Here is a 19953-nt window from a genome sequence, read left to right as displayed (position 1 = left end):
ATTCACGAGGCCAAGTTCGACAGCTACCGCTCGCAGATCGTTATGAGCCGCAAGTTTTGAGTTGCGTCTGCACGAGTAATTGCCTGGGGTGAGTTCGGGTAATTAGCCATGTGCAGGGTCCGCGATGTCGCCCAGCTTCAACTGTCAGGAGGCGATGGAGCCTGGCTTTCAAGCGATGGTCGATTGCATGCTAGAGGCCGGCTGGACGCGCCGAGAGAGGCGCAGCTCGCGATCGCCCATGCCATAATCCGCGCCGGCCGGCCGCGCTAAGTTAAAACGCAGTCAGCCGACTGCCGCGAATGGCCGACATGCTGGAAAGCTGGCGTATTCTCATTGGTCGCTCGAACAAGCCATTGAGGGTCGTGGGCAGGGCAGTGTTGCTATTAAATCAACTCGTCGCATGGGAATGGCGTAGTGTTTCTGCAGTCGGCGGATGTTTATTTGTGAGCGCAGGTCTGCACCTGCATCCTTTGGCGCTATTACACGTTTGCCCCGCGAAGAAGATGCTCCGGGCCGGCAGAATGTCGAAGAAAACAACCGACGACGCTTACGAAAACCAAGTGCAACTTGAGCGGCGGGCCGAACGGGAGGGCCGCGGACGCAATGCCGAATGGCCGTCACAGATTCCCAGCCGTGGCTGGAAAGACGTGCTGTGGCGGGTCTTTGCTGAAGTAAAGGAGGACCGTGTTATGCTGATCGCGGCCGGGGCCGCATTCTATCTGCTCCTTGCCCTCTTTCCCGCGCTCGCCGCGTTCGTGTCCATCTACGGTTTTGTCGCCGATCCTCAGACCATCGCTGAGCACATTTCGTTCCTTGGCGGCGTACTTCCTTCGGGCGGTTTGGACGTTATCAGATCACAGCTTAGGTCCTTGGCCGCCCAGGACACTGGCGCGCTCAGCTTCGGCTTCATCTTCGGCCTTGCCGTCGCACTGTGGAGCGCCAGCAACGGCATCAAGACGCTATTCGAAGCCATGAACATCGCCTACGAGGAGAGTGAAAAGCGCGGCTTTATCCATCTGAATCTCCTGGCCTTGGGCTTCACACTTGGCGCCATCCTCATCGGTGTTGGGTTTATCGTCTCGGTGGGGATCGTGCCGGCCATGCTTGCGCTGCTGAACCTCGGCGGCTGGACCGAAGCCCTTGTGCGGATCTTTCGGTGGCCGATGATGCTGATCATGGTCGGCCTCGGGCTTATGCTGATCTATCGCTACGGCCCCAGCCGCGAAAGGGCAAAGTGGCAATGGGCAACATGGGGCGCCTTCCTCGCGGCTGTGGTCTGGATCGCAGTCTCGATAGGATTCTCCTATTACCTTGAAAACTTCGCCGACTACAACGCGACGTATGGAGCCCTGGGGGCAGTCATCGGCTTGATGATGTGGACCTGGATCTCCGTGATTGTCCTGATTGTGGGCGCGGAGCTGAATGCCGAGATGGAGCATCAGACCGCCAAGGACACCACCACAGGTGCGCAGCAGCCGATGGGTGCGCGAGGTGCCACGGTCGCCGACACGCTGGGCGGATCGGCCGATGCCGCCGACCAGCAGTCGCGTTCGGGCGAGCACAACACTTAGCGCGCAGATCACTTGGAATCTCCGCGCAACTTCGCTTGGCGCAATCACTGACATCAGCATTGGCGACGAGTTTGCAAGGACGGCTCATCACGGGCTATGGCAAGTCAGATCGCGAGCGTATGAATACCTTCAGGCGCAGTCCCCATCCTGCTCAGACCCCGCGGATGGCAAGCGCGACATCGGCGGAGAACGGCGGCACATCAAGCTTCAGCCAGCCGTCCGAATTCGCTTGCCATTCCGCTGTTTGCCTGCCGGCGTTGGTATCCCAGGCGATGACGCGATAGGTGCCGCGAGCCAACCCGGGCAGCTCCAAGGCGGCCGGAACCGGCACAGCGCCGGCACGAAGCATACCGTTTCGCCCGATCGTGTCGCGGCGAACCAGCCAGACCACTGCCTGGGAATCGTCGCCGCAGGCGACAGCCGCGCCGTCGGGACCGGAAACCCGCATCTGGTCGCCGAGATGGGCACGCCGGAACGAAACCCAGTCGATCAAAGGCAGGAAATCGGCCAGCGAACGCTGCGCCCGCCGCATGCCGGGGGTGAGCACGTGCGGGGTGCGGTTCGGCCACCGCATGCCGCCACCGGCGCCCCCCGCCGCCAGGTGAGCCCATTGCAAATGGCGGAAATATTCATCGTCGAAAGGTTCGGGGAGCGTGATCTTCTTGTCCTTGAACGAGTGGATCGGGCCGTGCTCGGAATCGAGAAAAGGGCGGCCGTCACGGATTTCGCCAAGCGCCTTTCCCACGATCCGCGCCATGCCGAGCGCCGGCGCCACCGTGTCACTGGGGTCGTCGATCGTGCCCTCCTCGTAGAGATGGAGGGAGGCGAAATCGAGGTCGGTGTGGCGGAAGATCGGCTCGGGCAGCGGCATGTGGGACCGCCAGCGAAGCTCAGGTCCGAACAGCGAGACGGTCTGCGGGTGATAGCGGCCGTAAAGTGACGTTTCCAGGCGGCGCACAAAATCGCTGAGATCATGGATGAAGGCGCCGAAGCCGTCCGCGCTGCCCTGAGCCTGCTCGGGATGGATCTCGTTCCAGAGGTCCCATGCGAAGAGGGCTCCGCTGCCGCTCCATCTGCGAACCACGAATTCCAGCCTCGCCTTGATCGCGCGGCGTGTATCGGTGCAGACCAGGAATCGCGACGGGTGGTCCAGCACGCCTCCGTTATTGCGGTTGTAGGGGTGGTGGCGCCAATGGCGCCAGTGCCAGAACGTATCGAAGGGGGTGAGCAGGATTCTCAAACCCTGTTTTTCGCAAAGACGGAAGAGGTCGTCCCACAGTTGCACCATCGCCGGCACGAAGCGGCCCTGCGGCTTCTCGAAATAGCGGTGGCGAACCTGGGCATATTCCAGCATCAGCCTGAGGCAGGTGACGCCGCTTTCCTTCAACCAACGGAGATGATCTTCCACGCCGGCCATATCGGCGCGCCGGAACAGGCCATTGAGTTCGGGCCAGCTTACCGCATCATTCTGCCCGATCGGTGTCCATGACTCGCCGTCCTCGGTGACGAAATAGGAACCAGCCACCTTGATCCAAGGCAGGCCCGCAGCCGATCTCGGCGCAGAGTCTTCTACTTCGCCGACCAGCGGTATCGCCAATCTAGTATCGTTCAAGGCATGCTCGAATTTTCGTCCGCGGAGCAGTATAACTGCCGCGGTGGCAAAATGTTTCGCCGGGCTTGGCAGGCCAATGGATCCTTTCGTCCCATTTTGCGGTACAAGGATGCCCTGCTGCCCTAGTCGGAGCGAAGGAATCTTAGCGGCAGCCTCGAAGGCCTGACGCACCTCCTGGTGGGATCATCCGGTCCCAAATGCATCTATGCAGGACTGGACCGCTTTCTTCCACTTAGGCACCTTCTTGGGCAGTTCATGAGTTGCTCAAAGGCTCCCTTGACGTGGTTGATCCCCTAGGGAATCCAAGTCGGTCGGTCCTGACGAAGACCGGAGGGGTGAATCAGTGGAGAGCCATGAAGGGGAACTTGGGGCAGCCGCGGGTCTCGTCAGGCAATTCCTGCTCTCGCCGCTCAAGCGGCTGCTGAAGCTCCTCGCTAACACGACAAGCTTCGGTGGCAGAGTTTGATTGCGCTCCTAACTAGTAGATCGCGCAGCTCGACATGATCAACTCTCTGAACAAACGTCTTTATCTAGCGTTGCCATAACCTTAATTATTTGATTGGATAGACGCTTCAGAGCTGGCGCTCAGAGTACGCGCTCGATTAAACGGATACTACTCGCGCTCATCGAAAGCCACGAACAGGCCCAGGGCAGTAGCCGCCTCGCCGATAGCCTCGGTTATCTCGTCGTTGGACGCGACCAAATCAGGCGCAGCCTGCCGAATTTGGTTCACTGCCGCTTTGATCCAGACGGTGTTCCCTGGTCCGCGCTACTGAGGATTGCGGCAATCGCCTGATCTAGAACTGGACTGACCCTTTGGACGATGCTCATCCACTTCCCCCCGAACGCGAGGAGGCAATGATCACATGTCCGAGACCCTTGATGCGACCCATGCACGAAACGCACCGAACTGGGCCCGGTGCGGGGCGCAACACAGGATATTTGATGGAAATTGCCGAGCGAGAAGAACCGGCCGACCAACCAATTGAAACGGGGGCGTGACCGCACGTGCGGCGCCTCTAAAGCAGTTCCTTCTGATGGGCTCTTTTGGGGTGATTCAGTGCGGGCGCCGCCTGCAATATATTATCATAGCCGTGCGTCGCTTCGTGGATAAAGAGCAGAAATGGTAAGTTAGCGGGTCGCCCGCCCAACCAGAAATATTTCAGCCGAAGGGGAACCTCACGGTCGCAGGCAAGTTCGGTACGCAATGTGGGGGAGATTGCGCCATCTCATCGGATGTATCGTTGTCTTGCTAGCGATATTCTCCTTCCTCGGATTCCATTAGGAGAGACCATGCAGCGCGACGACGATGAACGAGGCTCGGCTTGAGAGCACCAGTCTGTCATCCTGAGGTCGACCTCTGCTCACCGACAATACCTGGACTCGGCTCCGCTCACGCTCGCTTGGTCAACATTCGACGCTTGCACCCGTACCACTCAGAGGCGACGTGATGGCGGCCCGAATGAAATTGTGGTGGAGGTCGAAACTAGCAATGGCCGATCGCTTAGCGAAAGCGCTGGCGCGAGCCTTGGCCGACGGGTTGCACGTATGAGCAACGAGCCGGCGCGTCTGCCAGGCGAATATCCGTCCGAGTTTGCCAGTTTCTTCATGGCTGGCTTCGAATGTTCCTCGCATCGGCGCGGCGACGGAGTGCGCCTCGATTTGATTCGCGCAACCGCACACGACAAACATGCTCTCGGCGACTATCGCAGCTGTGCTGCCCTTGGGCTTCGCACGATCCGCGACGGCTTGCGCTGGCACCTGATTGAAACAGCGCCAGGAGTCTTCGACTGGTCGGGTTGGATCTCAATGATCGAAGCAGCCCACGCGGCGGGGGTGCAGGTCGTCTGGGATATCTTCCACTATGGCTCACCAGATCACGTAGACCAAGGCGCCCCAGACTTTACAGAAGCCTATGTCCGCTTCGCCGCTGAAGCTGTCCGGGTCCACCGCTCCGTCACGGGAGTAGCTCCCCTGGTGTGCCCGATCAATGAGATCTCATTTTTCGCATGGGCGATAGAGGTCGGCTATTTCCCACGCGTGGGGCCGAAGAAGCGGGGATGGTTCAAGCGACAGCTTGTGAGGGCAGCGGTTGCCGGCGTCAAGGCGATGCGCGATGCCGAACCTGATTGCCGGTTCATATGGGCTGAACCGCTAATTCATGTTGGGCCCCGTGACCGTAGTCGTGCCGAGCAGCGGCGCGCGGAAAATGTTCGTCAGGGCCAGTTTGAAGCCTATGACATGCTGACGGGCCGTGCCGAGCCTGAATTGGGCGGCAGCGAGGACTGTGTCGACGTCATCGGACTTAACTTTTATCCGCACAACCAATGGTACTTTCAGGGCCCAACGATACCGATGGGCCACCACGAATATCGGGCGCTTTCCGAAATGTTGGTCGAAGTCGCAGAGCGCTACAGAAAGCCCATGTTCATCGCCGAGACAGGCGCTGAAGGATCAGGCCGGCCGGCATGGCTCCATTATGTTTGCGATGAGGTCCGTGACGCAATGAGCCGTGGTGCCCCGGTTCAGGGTATATGTCTGTACCCGGTGACCGCGTATCCCGGGTGGGACAATTTGCGCCACGCGGAAGTCGGCTTGTTCTCTACGATTCATGCCGACGGTTCGCGCAGTCTTCGCCAGCCGGTTGCCGATGAATTGGCTCGCCAGCGCAGATTGTTCGCGACAGGTGTTTCGTAGCGGTCGAAGAAGGAGCGGGCCACTTAGGTGGGGAACTGCTCCGAATGTTGGCCGAGCACCGTCCGCTGCGTAAGCATCTGCACGGTGCCGGTTGCCGGCAGGCTCTGTTGAATGCGCGCGAACGTCGCCAAAGCTTGACCGACAACCTGATCCATATTGTAGTAGCGGTACGTGGCTAGGCGCCCGACGAACCACACGTCGGGGCATGCCACTGCCAGTGCTTTATAGCGTTTGTACAGCGCCTCGTTTTCCGCCCGCGGCACCGGGTAATAGGGATCGCCGATATCGGTTGGATATTCGTAAGTCAGGCTGGTCTTCGGGCTCTGCTGACCGGTCAGATGCTTGTACTCGGTAATGCGGGTATAGTTTTCCGTCTGCGGATAGTTGACAACGGCGACCGGCTGAAACTGCTCGCAATCAAGCGTCACGTGTTCGAACCGCAGTGACCGATAAGGCAGACGACCAAGGCTCCAGTCGAAATATTCATCAATCGGCCCGGTGTAGATCATCCGCTGAAAGGGGATCTTGTCGCGAATTTCGCGATAATCGGTCTGCAGCATGATCTTGATCCTTGGGTTGTCCAGCATGCGCTGGAACATGCGTGTATACCCGCCAGCCGGCATATTCTGGAAAGTGTCGCCAAAGTAGCGATCATCGCGGTTGGTCCGGGTAGGGACCCGCGCAGTCACGGACTTGCTTAGTTGGGCTGGATCGACGCCCCACTGCTTCCTTGTATAGCCGCGAAAGAATTTTTCGTAGAGTTCCCTGCCAACGGTGCTCACAACCACGTCTTCGGCGGTCCGGACTTCCTCGACCGTTTCTCGCCGGGATGCGAAGAACTCCTCCAACTGCTCGGGCGTCAATTCAAGACAGTACAGGCGATTGATCGTGTCGAGGTTGATCGGTATCGGCAGCAGTTTTCCGTCGACCGACGACAGTACGCGATGTTCGTAAAGCCTCCATTCGGTGAATTGCGAGAGGTAGTCGATGATCGATCGGGCGTTGGTGTGGAATATATGCGGCCCATAGCGGTGGACCAGAATCCCCGCTTCGTCATAGCAGTCATAAGCGTTGCCGCCGACGTGGTTTCGCCGGTCGATGAGCAGGACGCTTTCCTGCCGTTGCGATGCGATGCGTTCAGCGAGCACGCTGCCAGCGAAGCCGGCGCCGACAATCAACCAATCGAACATGGTCAGGCTCCCCGGCGCAAAGGCACAATGCTTTTCATTGCATAGGCGCGCTGAATATGGGCAGCCATTGCGTCCCACGTTCGTTCCCAGGACATGTTAGCAAGGTAAGCATCGACCTCCTTCAACAGGAAATTCCGGGGACGTGACAGAAGGGACCGAAGCTTGGTTTCGATGTCGTCGGCGTCAACAATGTCGACCAGGCCTTCGGCACCATAGGTGCGCACGACGTCCACAATCGCCGTGGAGGCCACCGGCAGTCCGGCGGCCAGGAACTCAGGAGTTTTGGTCGGGCTGATATAGCGTGTCGCCTCATTGAGCGCGAAGGGCATCCAGCCGGCGCTCCAGTGCCTGAGATAGCGAGGTAGGTCGGCGTAGGACTTGGCACCCAGCCAATGTAAGTTACTTGCGCGCGGCAGGCTTAGCGGGTCGATCTTGACCACCGGGCCGAGCATGACGAAATGCACTTCGGGCATTGCCGCGGCCGCCTGTGCGATCATTTCAACGTCGAGCCGTTCGTCGATCACCCCGAAGAAGCCTACTCTCGGGTGAGGTATGTCTGCCTGGTCTACAGGGTCATCGCCGGGCTCTCTTGCCTTGTGGAAATGCGCAACGTCTATGCTGCTGGGGAAGGGAAAAATCGACTTGTGGAGGCTTCGTTTGGCCTCGTACAGACTCTGCCCGCCCGTGAACACGACATCAGCGCGCTGGAACAGCGCTTTTTCCATCTGCTGCAACTCTGCCGGCGCGTTCTTGAAGGCGGAGAGTTCATCCATGCAGTCGTAGACGCATACATCGCAGGCTATATGGTCACTGAAACGCAGCGCCATGGGCGTGTAGTACCATATGGTCAGACGGTCATGCGGAGTTGAGTTGACGATCTGGTTGACGAACCTGCGCTGGATGGCGTCTGCCTTTGTCGCGGAGATGCCGGCCGGAAGCACCGGGGTTACGATTGTGATCATTGCAGACCGATTGTTCACCCGCATCGAAGGACAGCGTATTTCTTCGTAGATCGGCTCCTCAAAGTAAATTAGCTGCTGCTGCTTTGAGGCGTGCGTCAAAATATGCTGCGGGCGCTGATGTACGAAATCCCACCTGAGGTGAGAAAAGCAAAGTAAAATAAACGATTTTAGGGGGATATTTGATTTATTTTTTTTGCGGCCCGCTATTTTCATGTAAGAATCCCTTTAGCTATAGTTTATAATTCTTCGGATTAACAAATGTTAATCGAATAACGCTCCTGCTGAAGCGTCATCCGTACATCTAACTTTCATTTGAGTAAGTTGTTCCACGGATTTTAATTGGCTGGAGCCGCCGGGCTGGCCACTTGCGCGATTGTTCGAAGAGAAGCGGCGCTGCTACCAACACCCGACGGACACGTCGCCTCGGCCAAGGCGAAGGCCCTTGCAGCTTCAGATCTCGCCAAATGTGGCGCATTGCCACAGAACGGCTGAAAATCCGCTCAACCGTTCAACAACAATTCATGAGCGCAGGTATAAGAGTTAATGAGCTGCGCATGATTCGTTTTGGTCGCCACAGATGGCCCGACGCATGGGTCGATGCAGGCAGCACCGTGAGAGACCCGCAAGGAATGAAGTTCAACTTTGAAACCAACGTCTTTCCGTTGTTTCACCCGCGGTCCGTGGATGATCTGAAGGATCCTTGTCCGGTGTTCGACGGCACGCTTTGGCACGTCTTCGGTTCCAGCGGCACTGTCACGACCGAGAGCTGGAAAATACTACATGCCACGGCTCCGGACCTTTTGGGGCCGTGGACTGAGCATGAGGCGCTCGACTTGGCGGTAACCGGATCGGGCATAGCGGCGCCCGGCGTCATCCATGAATGCGGCGTTTTCCACATGTTCATCCAGACCGAATTCCTGAAGTCCGGCGGACGTTGCGAGCATGCGGTGTCCAACGATGGCTTTCATTGGGTGGTGCTGAATCCGGCGATATTGTCCCTGCCGGACACCGATGAGGACGGGATCTACGATCCCCATCCGGCGATCATCGGCGGCAAGCGCTACATCGTCTATTCAGGCATGCCTAAATTCACCAGGGTGCCGCAGCCTGACGTCTATCTGGCGCGCAGCCAATCCGATTCCTGGTTCGGGCCGTGGAAACGTCTCGGCAAGATATTGGACCATTTCGACGTTCCCCATCACAACGCGCGCGAGCATCCGGACTACGAATGGGGCATCGAGGGCGCCCAACTGGTCGAATTGCCCGATGGTCGCGTGCTTCTCAACGCCACCTGCTTCCTTCCCGACGTTCCGCGCGGAAGTCGTCAGCGCGTATTCTTCGCCATCGCCGACGACGTCCAGGGTCCCTACGTGTCGGTCGGCCCTGTGCTTGATCCTGGTGAGCCTGGGGAAAACGGCCATTCGACGGTGATGATCGAGGGCGGGAAACTGACTTTGTTCTACCAGAGCAGACGTGAGGCAACGAACCATCGCTGGCGTTTCGGACTGGCTAGGTGCGACCTGGATCAGCAAGTCCTTTCACGAGTCGCCTAACAGGGACGACCAGCCCACTTCAGATAATCATCTTTGTAATCGGGTTGCTGCCGCGTGCCGAGCGATCCTCAATCAATCCAGATCGGTCGACTTAGCCGAACGTCGCAGAGACTACGAGGCCGGCGGTTGGACAGGATTTGACGCCGAGGCGGAAGACTATACTCCCGACGAGATCGAGCGGGATCGGGCTCGTGACCTCAACCGCCTCTGATCGAGGAACCCCGCTGCCCGAAAGGTAGCGGGGAATTCTCACTCTCTTCATAGCCCGCTTTGAGCGTTGCGCGAAATCGCGCCCAGTGCAAAGGCGCTGCGCCATCCAGCCTTCGCTAGTCCCTTCGCTGGTGAGACTCTGCCTTGCTCTGCGCAGTGTCGATGGTCCCTCTGAGAAGCTGCACTGGGCATCAACAGCAATTCGGCCAAGTCGAATGCGACAGTATCAGATTCCGCGGAACCAAGGAGGTAGCGGGGCATTTCTGCCTACCGGTGCTTTAATGGAGGCGACCATGGGTTTCTTCAGCAAACTGCTCAAGAGTTTCAAAACAGCAAACCCTGCGAAATCGAGCAGCGGAAACATGCAGAAAGACACCGGCGCCGGGCCCGCTTTGGCGGCGCATTCCAAGGATGCCAAAGCAAGTGGGAAGGCTGGGCAGAACGCATCGGCAGCCACCAAGAAGAGGTGAGACGCCCTGGCTTTCAAAGCGTAGCGTCATCAAAGTGGATGAAGTCCGCCGACTCCATCGAGCCGTCGTCGCAAACAAGCCAGCCGCTTGGTTGGCCTTCATTATCGATGTTTGGCCAATGCCGCGTCACGAACCCAACCGGACTGCCTCCAGCAAATTGCACTCATCGGTTACTAATGTTTCGGAAAACCGCGACAATCGTCACAGCTAAGACTTCCACATCCCGGCTAAAAAGGTCGATTTATTCATCTGCGCAAACCTGATCAAAGACGCGTTCACAAACAGCCAGATCGTGAGGGCTGAGGCAGGTGCGATTGAAACGCGGGCGCGGCATTTGAAAGCCTTCGAGCCCCCCGCTGCACGTGCAAAAGAAAGCGGGCTTTCACACCCAGACCGAGGAGAGCGGCAGTCCGGTCCTCGTGCAAGAAACGCCGGTCGTTGAGTGTTTGTTCCCGGTTGGGGACCAAGCTATCGAGCGATCGGAACTAACGGTCTGTGGCGGCGTTGCGATGGCAGTAAAATTATGCTGACCAACGGAGACAGACATGACCGACTCCAAGGAACGTCTGACGCAGTGGCTTCGCGACGCTCACGCCATGGAAGAACAGGCCGAGACGATGTTGAGCGGCCAAATCGAACGTCTCGAAAACTATCCCGAGCTACGCGACCGGATGACGCTGCACCTCGAAGAAACGAGGCAACAGGCAAAACGTCTCGAACAATGCCTCGATCGCATGGGGGAAGGATCATCAACGCTTAAAGACGCCGGCGGTAAGCTAATCGCCATGGGACAGAGCATCAGCGGCCTGTTCGCAGGCGACGAGGTGATGAAAGGATCGCTGGCCAGCTACACATTCGAGCATATGGAGATCGCAAGCTACAAAATGCTCATCGCCGCAGCCGGCGAGGTCGGCGATTCCGAGACCCAAAGCGCGTGCAAGGCAAACCTGCGCGAGGAAGAGGCGATGGCTGAATGGCTGGAAAGCAAACTCGGCACCGTCACCAGTGAATTCCTCAGACGCGAGGAGCGGGATTCCGATGCCGCGAAACGGTGACGTAGGCGGACATTCTGATTGATTGCTGCCTACAGAAACCGCTCCCCTTCGGCGCGGTGCTCGAAACAGAACCAGTGCGGCGTCTGCCTCGGCCTGGCGAAGTAGCGGTGCGACGCCGCCGCGGTGAGGATCGTCCAATTGCCGGCACCCAACTGCTGCGTGAATGGCAGGGCGTAGAGCAGACCGTGACGGTCCTTGCTGATGGCTACGAATGGCAAGGCAGGCCTTACCAGTCGCTGTCCTCAGTCGCGCGCGCGATCACCGGCACGCGCTGGAACGGCTGGCTGTTTTTCGGCCTGAAGAACCATTGCAGCAAGGCGAGGGGTCGGTCATGAACATGGCGGGCCCGAAGACCATCGTCCGCAAGGTGCGCTGCGCGGTCTACACCCGCAAGTCCAGCGAGGAGGGGCTCGACATGGAGTTCAACTCGCTCGATGCGCAGCGCGAGGCCTGTGAGGCCTTTGTGGCCAGCCAGAAGGCCCTTGGTTGGGTTCTGGTGCCCGATCACTACGATGATGGCGGGATCTCTGGTGCGACGCTGGAACGCCCTGCCTTGAAGCGCCTGCTGACCGACATGGACGTGGGCCTGGTCGACGTGGTCGTGGTCTATAAGATCGACCGCCTGTCACGCTCGCTCATGGACTTCTCGCGGCTGGTCGAAGCCTTTGATGCCAACGACGTCACCTTCGTCTCGGTGACCCAGAGCTTTAACACCACCACCTCAATGGGTAGGTTTACGCTCAACATCCTCCTCTCCTTCGCGCAGTTCGAACGCGAGGTGATTGGCGAGCGCATTCGTGACAAGTTCGCCGCATCGCGAAAGCGTGGCATGTGGATGGGCGGCTGGGCGCCGCTCGGCTACGACATCAAGGACCGCAAGCTGGTCGTCAACGAGGCTGAGGCGGCAAATGTCCGCATGGTGTTCGAGCGGTTTATCTCGACCGGCTCGGCAACAACCCTTTCCAGGATTTTGACGGCCGAAGGGATTTTAACCCGTCGCGGCCGTCCATTGGACAAGGGCGTAATCTACAAGCTGCTCAACAACCCTGTCTATGTCGGCGAAGCCGTGCACAAGGGTGCCTCCTATGCTGGTGAACACCAGGCCATCATCAGCCGCGGCCTCTGGGCCAAGGTGCAGGCTATCCTGTCAGATGGATCGAGGAAACGCGCAGCCAACACTCGCGCGCAGACACCGGCGCTGCTGAAGGGTCTTCTATTTGGGCCGACGGGATGTGCGATGTCGCCAACCCATACGCGCAAGGCAGGCAAGCTCTACCGCTACTATGTTAGCCAATCGGTGCTAAAGCACGGTACTGGCGCATGCCCAGTTGGGCGCCTGCCAGCGGCCGAGGTCGAGGCAGCCGTCATTGATCAGTTGCGCGTCCTCCTCCGTGCTCCCGAGATCATCATCGCCACCTGGAAAGCAGGGCGCGAACACGATGCCGAGATCAGTGAAGACGAGGTGAGGGCGGCGCTGCTCGGACTCGATCCGCTCTGGAATGAACTCTTCCCCGCCGAGCAGGCACGCATCGTCCGGTTGCTGGTCGAACGCGTGGACGTGACAATGGACAGCCTTTCCATCCGCCTGCGCACCGAGGGATTGGTCGGTCTTGCGGCCGATCTCGCTCAACGTCAAAATGTCCCGAGCGCAACATGATAACCAACAGCGACACCGGCAGCGACACCAACATCATCACCGTCCAAGTTCCGCTGACGCTTCGCAAGCGGGGAGGGCGCAAGCTGATCGTCGCGCCGGTCGGCCAGGAGCGTTGGGCCTCTGCTCGGCCACGCGTCGACAATACACTCGTCAAGGCGATCGCACGCGCCTATCGCTGGCAGCAGATGCTGAAGCAGGGCGCCTACGCGAGCGCGGAGGATATCGCCAAGGTAGAGAAAATCAGCGCCTCATATGTCAATCGTCTCTTGCAACTGACGCTGCTTTCTCCGGCAATCGTCGAGACGGTCCTCGACGGGCACCAACCAGCCACGATGACCACCGCTGATCTACTTCAACCGGTACCGGCGCAATGGCACGCACAACGGGCGCTGCTATGTTAGGTCCGCTTTGCGCCTCACATCGGCCGTTGAATCAATCTTGCTATCGCCCGATAGCAGACGTAGCCAGCGCGAGCCGCGGACATCGTAGTTGCCCCTATTGCAGAAGCGCACCTTTCGTTATCGACCGAACCAAGCGCGCCCCGAAGCAGTGATCTAGAGCAAAAACGAGGTCCGTTGGAATTTGCCATTGTTCGGGCTATGATTGGGCGGATTTTTCCCCTTGGAAAAACGCTGAGAAGGCAGGTTGCGACGGTGCTTTCCAATCATTTGAGGCGAGGCTTCCTGTTCGCGTTCATGGCCGCGTTCAGCCTGCTTTGGCTCGCTGAGGCCCACGCCGAGAGACGCGCGGCCGTTGTCGTCGGTAACGGTGACTACGCCTTCGCTCCCCTTACAAATCCCCGCAACGATGCCAAGCTTATTGCCAATACCTTGACCGAGCTCGGCTTCAATGTGCTGCTTTTCTACGATGTCAAAAAAGCTGCCACCAAGGACTTGAAGGACGCAATTGCAGCGCATCTCGTGGGTGCAGATATGGCGATATTCTACTATGCCGGCCATGCACTGCAGTTCGATCGTCAGAACCTGCTGCTGCCGGTCGACATCGCCACGTCCTCCGCAAAGAAAATCGTTGCCGATGCGATGCGGCTCAACGATCTCATCGATATCGTCAAGGACGACCCGGTTGGGGTGAAGCTCTTCATCCTCGATGCCTGCCGAAGTAACCCTGCCGCGAAGAACAAGGGACTGGACGAGGGACTGGCATACACAGAATCGGGAAGCGGCCAGGTGCTTGTTGCCTTCGCGACAAGTGCTGGAGAAGTCGCCTATGATGGCACAGGCATAAACAGCCCATATTCCTCCGCCCTCGCCAACGCTTTGCAAACGCCGGACCTCGATGTCTACGACACGTTCAGGACGGTGCGAGGCGACGTCCGCCAGGCAACAGGTGGGTTTCAGATACCCTGGATCACCGGTTCGATTGAAACGAAATTTGTGTTCAAGCACAGTAGCGCAGCGGTCAGCGGGGGGCAGGCGCCGGTTGAGACAAGCGGCGGCCTGACCATCGACGCGGTATTGTGGGCCTTCATCAAGGATAGCCCCAACCCGGACGATTTTAGCCGTTTCGCAAAAGTCTTTCCGCAGAGCCGCTTTGCCGCAGAGGCAACGGAGAAGAGCAAGGTACAACTGGCGTCGCTTTCCCAGCGCGGCGCCTTCGTCCGCGGCCCTCTGAGATCCGCTTCAATCGAGGACGAGATTTTGGTCGTCGGTGAGAGCCAGGCGGCTAGCGCCGAGTTTGTTTTCCAACAGGCAGGAGAACGCGCCGTCAGTGAAACGTTTCGCGTATGGCCATCGGTTTTGCCCGACACTCAAAAGGGCATGAAGGCGCTCGTGACGAATTGTGACCTCTATGCGGCAGATCCCAACGACCCACAGCGTTCTGTCCCTGGCGTCACCAATGGGCTGGTCAACGTTCGCGATGCGCTCAGGGCATGCGGCTTCGACCTTGCAGCGGACATCAACAACCCGCGCCTGCAGTTTCAATTCGGGCGTGTTCTGGAAATTGCCAGGCGCTACGATTGGGCTGAACACTACTATGAGCTTGCCGGCAAGCAGCAATACAGTGCTGCGCTCATAAACATGGGCTATATGGCACGTGTCGGAATGGGGCGCGAGATCGACTACGGTCGTGCGTTCGACTTTTACGTTCGGGCCGCTGCGCTTGGCAATCTCAGAGCCAGGACCGACATCGGCTCAGCCTATATTGCCGGCCAGGGCGTGCCCAAGCTGCCGGAGGAAGGCATTCTTTGGTATCGCTTGGCTGCGTCAAGCGGCTGGGCGAATGCGATCACCGCGCTCGGCGACGCATACCGCCTCGGCACCGGCGTCAAGCAAGACTTCGTCCAGGCAGCCTCGTTGTATGCAGCAGCAGCCGACACCGGCCAGATCGATGCGATGGCGAATCTGGGACAGTCTTATGTCGCGGGGGAAGGCGTGAAAAAGGACGTGCCACGAGGGCTCGGCCTGTTGCAGCGCGCAACCGAAATGGGCAACAGGTACGCGCCCTATTTTATGGCACAGCTATATTTGAAGGGCGACCGTAAGCTGGCTGCCGATCCCCGCCGCGCCATGACCCTCCTCGAGCTTTCCGCAAACAGGGGAAATGAGTACGCCTATGTCCGTCTCGCGTGGGGGCATCGCGACGGTTTATTCACCGGGGGCAAGCCCAACCTGCAACGAGCTTATTTCAACGCCTCGCTCGCCGCGAGGCTACGGGCCGATCAGGGGGAGCAGGCAAAGGTAGAAATTGCCGAGAAAATAAACCGCGCAACGCGAGAAAAAATAGACACAGAAGTTGAACTATTTATCAAACAGAATGGACCGTAACATCTGACCAATATTACACGAAATTCGAAATTCTTGCGTCACTACCGATTGTCAGAAGCCAAAAACCCAACATTTATAACGGCACCCGGCAACGCCGCCGGAAAAAGGCGGTTGATCAATATTGAGAATTGCGGCGCTCCGACGCTGATTGGTCGCGTCGAGGCGCATTCGCCTTGGTGACCTTAGCGCACCGTCCGTCCGAGACGAAGACGCAGATAATGGGCCTCCCTGCAATCGTCCCGCAGCCGTTTAGCATGACTGAAGTGGAAACCAGAGCGGCAGCCGAAGCAATCCGTGACAGTAGCGATCTTGCCATCTGCGTCGCTCCTCAAGACTTGGCCGAAGTAGAACGGCCGCTGCCCAGCATCAGGAAGTTCCAACGGCACGCCAGAACAAGAAATACGCGAACTGCCCTACAGTCAAGGCCACGCGGGCGAATGCGCCGGCCTTGCAAATTGACGAAGCCGCCGACGGAGATTGGCGAAGGCATGTAACTGGAGTGTGCCGCCGTTGCGAGGGCTTTTCGCCCCGTTGCATATGCTGCTAGACTGGTTCGAGACAGCGAACGTTAGACACGGCGCGCCGCATAGCTTGAACGTTTGACACGCATAAATCGTCATTGGTAGGCTAAGCATCTTCAAAATGAGCGCCAATCAATGAGAAAACTCACAGAATTTTTCCTTCGAAGAGGTAAGCAAAAGCCGGAAGTTGAAAACCCAGGTAATATTTATATATACAAATCTAAAGAACAAATCTCGACTATTATTATAACAACCTTTGATGTAAATCCAGATCTTCTCGAAGAAATCATCGTCACCACCAAGCGCAGGCTTCCGAGAAAGAACGATAGGCTCGTTTATCTGACCAACAATTCGGACTTCACGATGTTCCGCCGTCATGGCGTAATTTTCGAGTATCTGCCCCCTTTAATAGAACAGCGGCTGCATGCAACCGACATGCCCTGGCAGGCTTATTTGCGGGGGCGCTGGGGGCTCATTCTTGCAAAATGGCGCCCCCGCCGTGTCCTGGCTTACGGCACGACAATCGACACTTTCCTGGAAGCGGCGCCAGCGACAACCGTCCGCAAGGCGCCGGATACTCTCAAGTCATGAAGCTGAACATTCTATTCATCGCCGATGTCCGCTTCGAAGGCGGCACGTCCACGGCGCTCGCGGTGGAAATCCAAGCGGCCGCCCGCGCGGGTCTCAAGACCGGCTTGCTGGCAGTGAAGGGACCATTGCTGGATCATCCCTACCCGATGCATCCCGACTTGCGGGCGCTGCTCGATGACGGCGCTACAGAACGGATCGACCCGGAAACGAAGGTCGAGGCCGATCTTGTCCTACTCCACCACCCGACGATAATGTCCAACTGCGTCACCAGGCGGATCAGCATCCGGGCCAAACACCTGGTCATGGTTCTCCATCATCCTATGGTCGACCGGCTAGGGAAGCTGCAGTATGACCTAGCGCGCATCATCAATAATTGTCGTTGGGCGTTTGGCGTCAATGTTTTGCTCGCCCCCGTCAGCGCCATCGTTCGCGATGCTTTGCCCCGTCGTTTGCCTACGGGCGCCGAACTCTTGTCGGAAGATTGGACCAATCTGATCGATCTCGACGACTGGCCTCGCAGGGCAAACGGCCCACCGCATAATCCAGTGGTCATTGGCCGCCATGCCCGTCCGGACAAATTGAAATGGCCAAGCAGCGTCGCCGATGCGCTGCGCATCTACCCTGCAGATCAATCACGCTACACCATTAGGATCGTGGGCGGCGATTCCTTCCTCGAAGAACTTTATGGCCAGCTGCCGGCCAACTGGGAAATACTACCCTTTGCATGGACCGGCATCCCCGAGTTTCTCCAAGGGCTCGATTTCTATGTCTATTATCATAGCGATTCCTGGTCGGAGGCTTTTGGCCGCACCATCCTCGAAGCGCTCGCGGTAGGGCTCGTCACGATTCTCCCCATACACTTCCAGCCATTATTCGGTGACGCAGCAGTCTATGCGGCGCCGAGAGATGTTGAGCGGGTCATCGACAAATTCATCAACGACGTAGAGGCCTACGCTCAGCAATCGGCCTTGGCCAAGGATTTCGTTTCTCGGCACCATTCAGCCGACCTCTTCCAGCAACGCCTTGAGAGGTTGTTCGGCATTGCCAGGCCACGAGATTCGGCAGTCGAGCGAGCGTCGATGATCCAGCCATTGCCGATACGTCACGTGCTGTTTGCATCCACCAACGGCATCGGAATGGGGCATCTTGCACAGCAGATGGCTGTCGCTCAGCGGTTGCCGGAGGGGCTGAAGCCCGTCTTTGCGACGATGTCCTACGCCATGAGAATTGCAGCCAATGAGGGTTATCACGCCCACTTCCTAACCTATCACCGCGGCATCGATGCCGCGCCCGAGGACTGGAACGACGTGCTTGCCGAGGAATTATTCGACCTAATCAGTCATCTGCGCCCCGCCGTATTTGCCTATGACGCGACAGCCGTGTTCGACGGTGTCGCCGCAGCGCTTGCCATGGACCCCAACCTTTTTTCGGTCTGGGTGCGCAGGCCGATGTGGAGGGAATCGCACCGAGGGTTCCTGGAGATGGCGAACGCTTTTGACGCCGTGATAGAGCCAGGAGAGTTGGCGGACGAGTTCGATCACGGCCCGACCAAGGAGATGCGCGACAAGGTCTTTTTGGTCCCGCCGGTCCTGTATCTGGAACCCAACGAGCGCCTGGAGCGCACTGCTGCGCGCCTATTCCTCGACCTGCCGGAAGGCATGACTGTCGTCGCCCTGCAACTCGGCTCAGGCAGCAATTTCGACATGCGCGGCGTCCGCAACGGCGTTCTTAAAGCTCTGCTCGACCGTCCGGATACGCTGGTGCTAGATATCCGCTCGCCGATCCGCGCCGATCTCGCACCCGACGAGCCGGTCGGTCCGAGGCATCGGATCGTCGAGCTGTTCCCGAGTTTCCGCTATAGTCGCGCATTCGACGCCGCGGTCGTCGCGCCTGGCTATAACACTTTCCATGAGAATATCCTTGGCGCAGTCCCGACTTTGTTTGTGCCCAACGAGGCCGACGAGATGGACCTGCAGCTCAACCGTGCACGCTGGGCCGAGCTCGGCGGTTTTGGCCTACTGATGCGGCGCGACCATGGCCTCCCACATGTTGATAGCTTCGTTGAGCGGCTGCTCGACCCTACCGAGCGCGACAGCATGGCAGCGCGCTGCAGTTCTATCATCTGGACCAACGGCGCCGACCAGATCGCGGACTTCATCGAAGACCACGCCAGGATTCTCCGAACCGACTGGGACATCACCAAAGGTGCCTGACGTCGCGGCTGAGCAAATATTCTGTTAGTGTCGTTCAACGGTGTCGTCGTCCGTCTGACCCGTCAAATTGCTGTCGCCGAGCGGCCGCTTCCGTTGCAAGGCTGCAGTCCAGCTTTGCGCCGCTTATTGGACATTGAGACCAGCGTAGCTGTGCGCTCAAAACGGACCCTCGCGAGCCAGAATCGTCAGCTGGATGGACCAGCAAGCGCGCCGAGCAGCAGACGCGCTCGGCCGAAGAGTCTAGTCTAGCATCTTGCAAGACGTTCAAATTTGAGCTTCCGCACTCATGCTTTGTCGAGAGTATCTCCGTAAGTTTTAGCCGTTCTGACGGCGACGATGACGAAATAGGAGAACGCAATGACTCGCAATCACGTTGAACGTCTTGGAGAGTTCAGGGAAATCCTGGTCACGACTCGACGCGAAGGTGTCCGTAACGTGCACCATACTCGCGACGCAATGCGGGCAAGTGGCTTTCAGATCGGGGACAGCGACGGCTCCAGCTACGGAGCCGAGTTGAAGGCGCTCCAAGAGGAAATTGAGGCAGTCGATCGCGCCATCGAAGACGAGAAGCGGTTGGCCTTGGCCCTTGAGGGCGCTGCTCAACCCCGCCGACGGACTAAACCGAGAATCGTGAAGAGAGCATAGAGTCAGGTTACGGCCTTGCCCCGTCGATCGCCTGCGACATCGTGTCGGGCTCGTCGCCGCCGTGGTGCAGCGCCCTGACAGCGGACGTTCCGTTTTCGTGAAGAGTTTCGGGCGCCGGCAGGCGTACGAAAGTCCCCGAGGAAGGAACCCGCGGGCCACAGGCGATGGCTATGGGGATTTCGGATTTCGGCAGATGTCGGCGATGGCGCGACCGCCGTCG

General features: G+C 58.5%; 15 protein-coding genes and 1 pseudogene. 12 read left to right on the top strand and 4 right to left on the bottom strand.

What is annotated here, in order from left to right; genetic code table 11:
• Positions 1-299 precede the first annotated feature (299 nt).
• The gene (locus tag EOC94_RS30205) at positions 300-1571 is read left to right on the top strand and encodes a YihY/virulence factor BrkB family protein (RefSeq protein WP_245458039.1); all 1272 of its coding nucleotides are present in this window, start codon (positions 300-302) and stop codon (positions 1569-1571) included.
• 151 nt (positions 1572-1722) lie between these two features.
• Here the strand turns inward: EOC94_RS30205 and EOC94_RS30200 are convergent, their stop codons facing one another.
• Positions 1723-3183, bottom strand: a complete 1461-nt coding sequence (locus EOC94_RS30200) for a hypothetical protein (protein WP_206437519.1) — start codon at positions 3181-3183, stop codon at positions 1723-1725.
• A gap of 1548 nt (positions 3184-4731) precedes the next feature.
• On the opposite strand from EOC94_RS30200, the gene EOC94_RS30195 reads away from it, so the two are divergent.
• The gene (locus EOC94_RS30195; protein ID WP_126106627.1) at positions 4732-5880 is read left to right on the top strand and encodes a beta-glucosidase; all 1149 of its coding nucleotides are present in this window, start codon (positions 4732-4734) and stop codon (positions 5878-5880) included.
• Positions 5881-5903: 23 nt separating this feature from the next.
• Here EOC94_RS30195 and glf read toward each other — a convergent pair whose 3' ends face one another.
• Together glf and EOC94_RS30185 are read right to left on the bottom strand one after the other, a co-directional pair.
• Complete coding sequence (gene glf / locus EOC94_RS30190; protein ID WP_127295159.1) at positions 5904-7070, bottom strand: UDP-galactopyranose mutase; 1167 nt, start codon at positions 7068-7070, stop codon at positions 5904-5906.
• Between the two features lie 2 nt (positions 7071-7072).
• On the bottom strand, positions 7073-8245 hold the full coding sequence (locus tag EOC94_RS30185) for a glycosyltransferase (RefSeq protein ID WP_126106629.1): 1173 nt from the start codon (positions 8243-8245) through the stop codon (positions 7073-7075).
• Between the two features lie 416 nt (positions 8246-8661).
• Between EOC94_RS30185 and EOC94_RS30180 the strand changes: the two genes are divergently transcribed.
• From EOC94_RS30180 to EOC94_RS30135, 10 genes and pseudogenes are all read left to right on the top strand, one after another.
• A complete protein-coding gene (locus EOC94_RS30180) occupies positions 8662-9585 on the top strand; it encodes a hypothetical protein (protein ID WP_126106630.1) in 924 nt (307 codons plus the stop codon).
• A 503-nt stretch (positions 9586-10088) separates the two neighbouring features.
• Positions 10089-10265 (top strand): hypothetical protein, encoded by a 177-nt coding sequence (locus EOC94_RS34240; RefSeq protein ID WP_023801603.1) that lies wholly within the window; start codon positions 10089-10091, stop codon positions 10263-10265.
• A 545-nt stretch (positions 10266-10810) separates the two neighbouring features.
• Entirely contained in the window at positions 10811-11320 is a 510-nt protein-coding gene (locus EOC94_RS30170) for a ferritin-like domain-containing protein (RefSeq protein WP_095488657.1), read from the top strand.
• Positions 11321-11397: 77 nt separating this feature from the next.
• A pseudogene (locus EOC94_RS34870) lies at positions 11398-11655 on the top strand (DUF2924 domain-containing protein); the annotation flags it as partial.
• A gap of 2 nt (positions 11656-11657) precedes the next feature.
• Positions 11658-12977: a recombinase family protein gene (locus EOC94_RS30160; protein ID WP_127295187.1), complete on the top strand. Its 1320-nt coding sequence runs from the start codon at positions 11658-11660 to the stop codon at positions 12975-12977.
• Positions 12974-13378, top strand: a complete 405-nt coding sequence (locus tag EOC94_RS30155; RefSeq protein ID WP_095488655.1) for a hypothetical protein — start codon at positions 12974-12976, stop codon at positions 13376-13378. The genes EOC94_RS30160 and EOC94_RS30155 overlap by 4 nt, the downstream gene beginning before the upstream one ends.
• A 294-nt stretch (positions 13379-13672) precedes the next feature.
• Positions 13673-15763, top strand: coding sequence for a caspase family protein (locus EOC94_RS30150; protein WP_127295185.1), 2091 nt, complete (start codon positions 13673-13675; stop codon positions 15761-15763).
• 656 nt (positions 15764-16419) lie between these two features.
• Positions 16420-16875, top strand: coding sequence for a hypothetical protein (locus tag EOC94_RS30145; protein WP_127295157.1), 456 nt, complete (start codon positions 16420-16422; stop codon positions 16873-16875).
• 158 nt (positions 16876-17033) lie between these two features.
• Positions 17034-19088, top strand: coding sequence for a glycosyltransferase (locus tag EOC94_RS30140; protein WP_245465686.1), 2055 nt, complete (start codon positions 17034-17036; stop codon positions 19086-19088).
• Positions 19089-19445: 357 nt separating this feature from the next.
• Positions 19446-19733 carry a hypothetical protein gene (locus EOC94_RS30135; protein WP_127295153.1) on the top strand — a complete coding sequence of 96 codons (288 nt, stop codon included), beginning with the start codon at positions 19446-19448 and terminating at the stop codon, positions 19731-19733.
• A gap of 7 nt (positions 19734-19740) precedes the next feature.
• On the opposite strand, the gene EOC94_RS34405 is transcribed toward EOC94_RS30135, so the two are convergent.
• Positions 19741-19953, bottom strand: a 213-nt coding sequence (locus EOC94_RS34405; protein ID WP_210212101.1) for a hypothetical protein, incomplete at its 5' end; no start/stop codon positions are given.

It is taken from the genome of Mesorhizobium sp. M6A.T.Ce.TU.016.01.1.1, from assembly GCF_003997065.1.
GTDB lineage: Bacteria > Pseudomonadota > Alphaproteobacteria > Rhizobiales > Rhizobiaceae > Mesorhizobium > Mesorhizobium mediterraneum.
Note: the sequence above shows the minus strand (reverse complement) of the source record. Positions and strands in the feature narration are given on the sequence as shown.

Coding starts and splice junctions, on each gene's coding strand:
- EOC94_RS30205 (WP_245458039.1), top strand. CDS start 300: ATGGCCGACATGCTGGAAAGCTGGCGTATTCTCATTGGTCGCTCGAAC.
- EOC94_RS30195 (WP_126106627.1), top strand. CDS start 4,732: ATGAGCAACGAGCCGGCGCGTCTGCCAGGCGAATATCCGTCCGAGTTT.
- glf (WP_127295159.1), bottom strand. CDS start 7,070: ATGTTCGATTGGTTGATTGTCGGCGCCGGCTTCGCTGGCAGCGTGCTC.
- EOC94_RS30185 (WP_126106629.1), bottom strand. CDS start 8,245: ATGAAAATAGCGGGCCGCAAAAAAAATAAATCAAATATCCCCCTAAAA.
- EOC94_RS30180 (WP_126106630.1), top strand. CDS start 8,662: ATGAAGTTCAACTTTGAAACCAACGTCTTTCCGTTGTTTCACCCGCGG.
- EOC94_RS34240 (WP_023801603.1), top strand. CDS start 10,089: ATGGGTTTCTTCAGCAAACTGCTCAAGAGTTTCAAAACAGCAAACCCT.
- EOC94_RS30170 (WP_095488657.1), top strand. CDS start 10,811: ATGACCGACTCCAAGGAACGTCTGACGCAGTGGCTTCGCGACGCTCAC.
- EOC94_RS30160 (WP_127295187.1), top strand. CDS start 11,658: ATGGCGGGCCCGAAGACCATCGTCCGCAAGGTGCGCTGCGCGGTCTAC.
- EOC94_RS30155 (WP_095488655.1), top strand. CDS start 12,974: ATGATAACCAACAGCGACACCGGCAGCGACACCAACATCATCACCGTC.
- EOC94_RS30150 (WP_127295185.1), top strand. CDS start 13,673: ATGGCCGCGTTCAGCCTGCTTTGGCTCGCTGAGGCCCACGCCGAGAGA.
- EOC94_RS30145 (WP_127295157.1), top strand. CDS start 16,420: ATGAGAAAACTCACAGAATTTTTCCTTCGAAGAGGTAAGCAAAAGCCG.
- EOC94_RS30135 (WP_127295153.1), top strand. CDS start 19,446: ATGACTCGCAATCACGTTGAACGTCTTGGAGAGTTCAGGGAAATCCTG.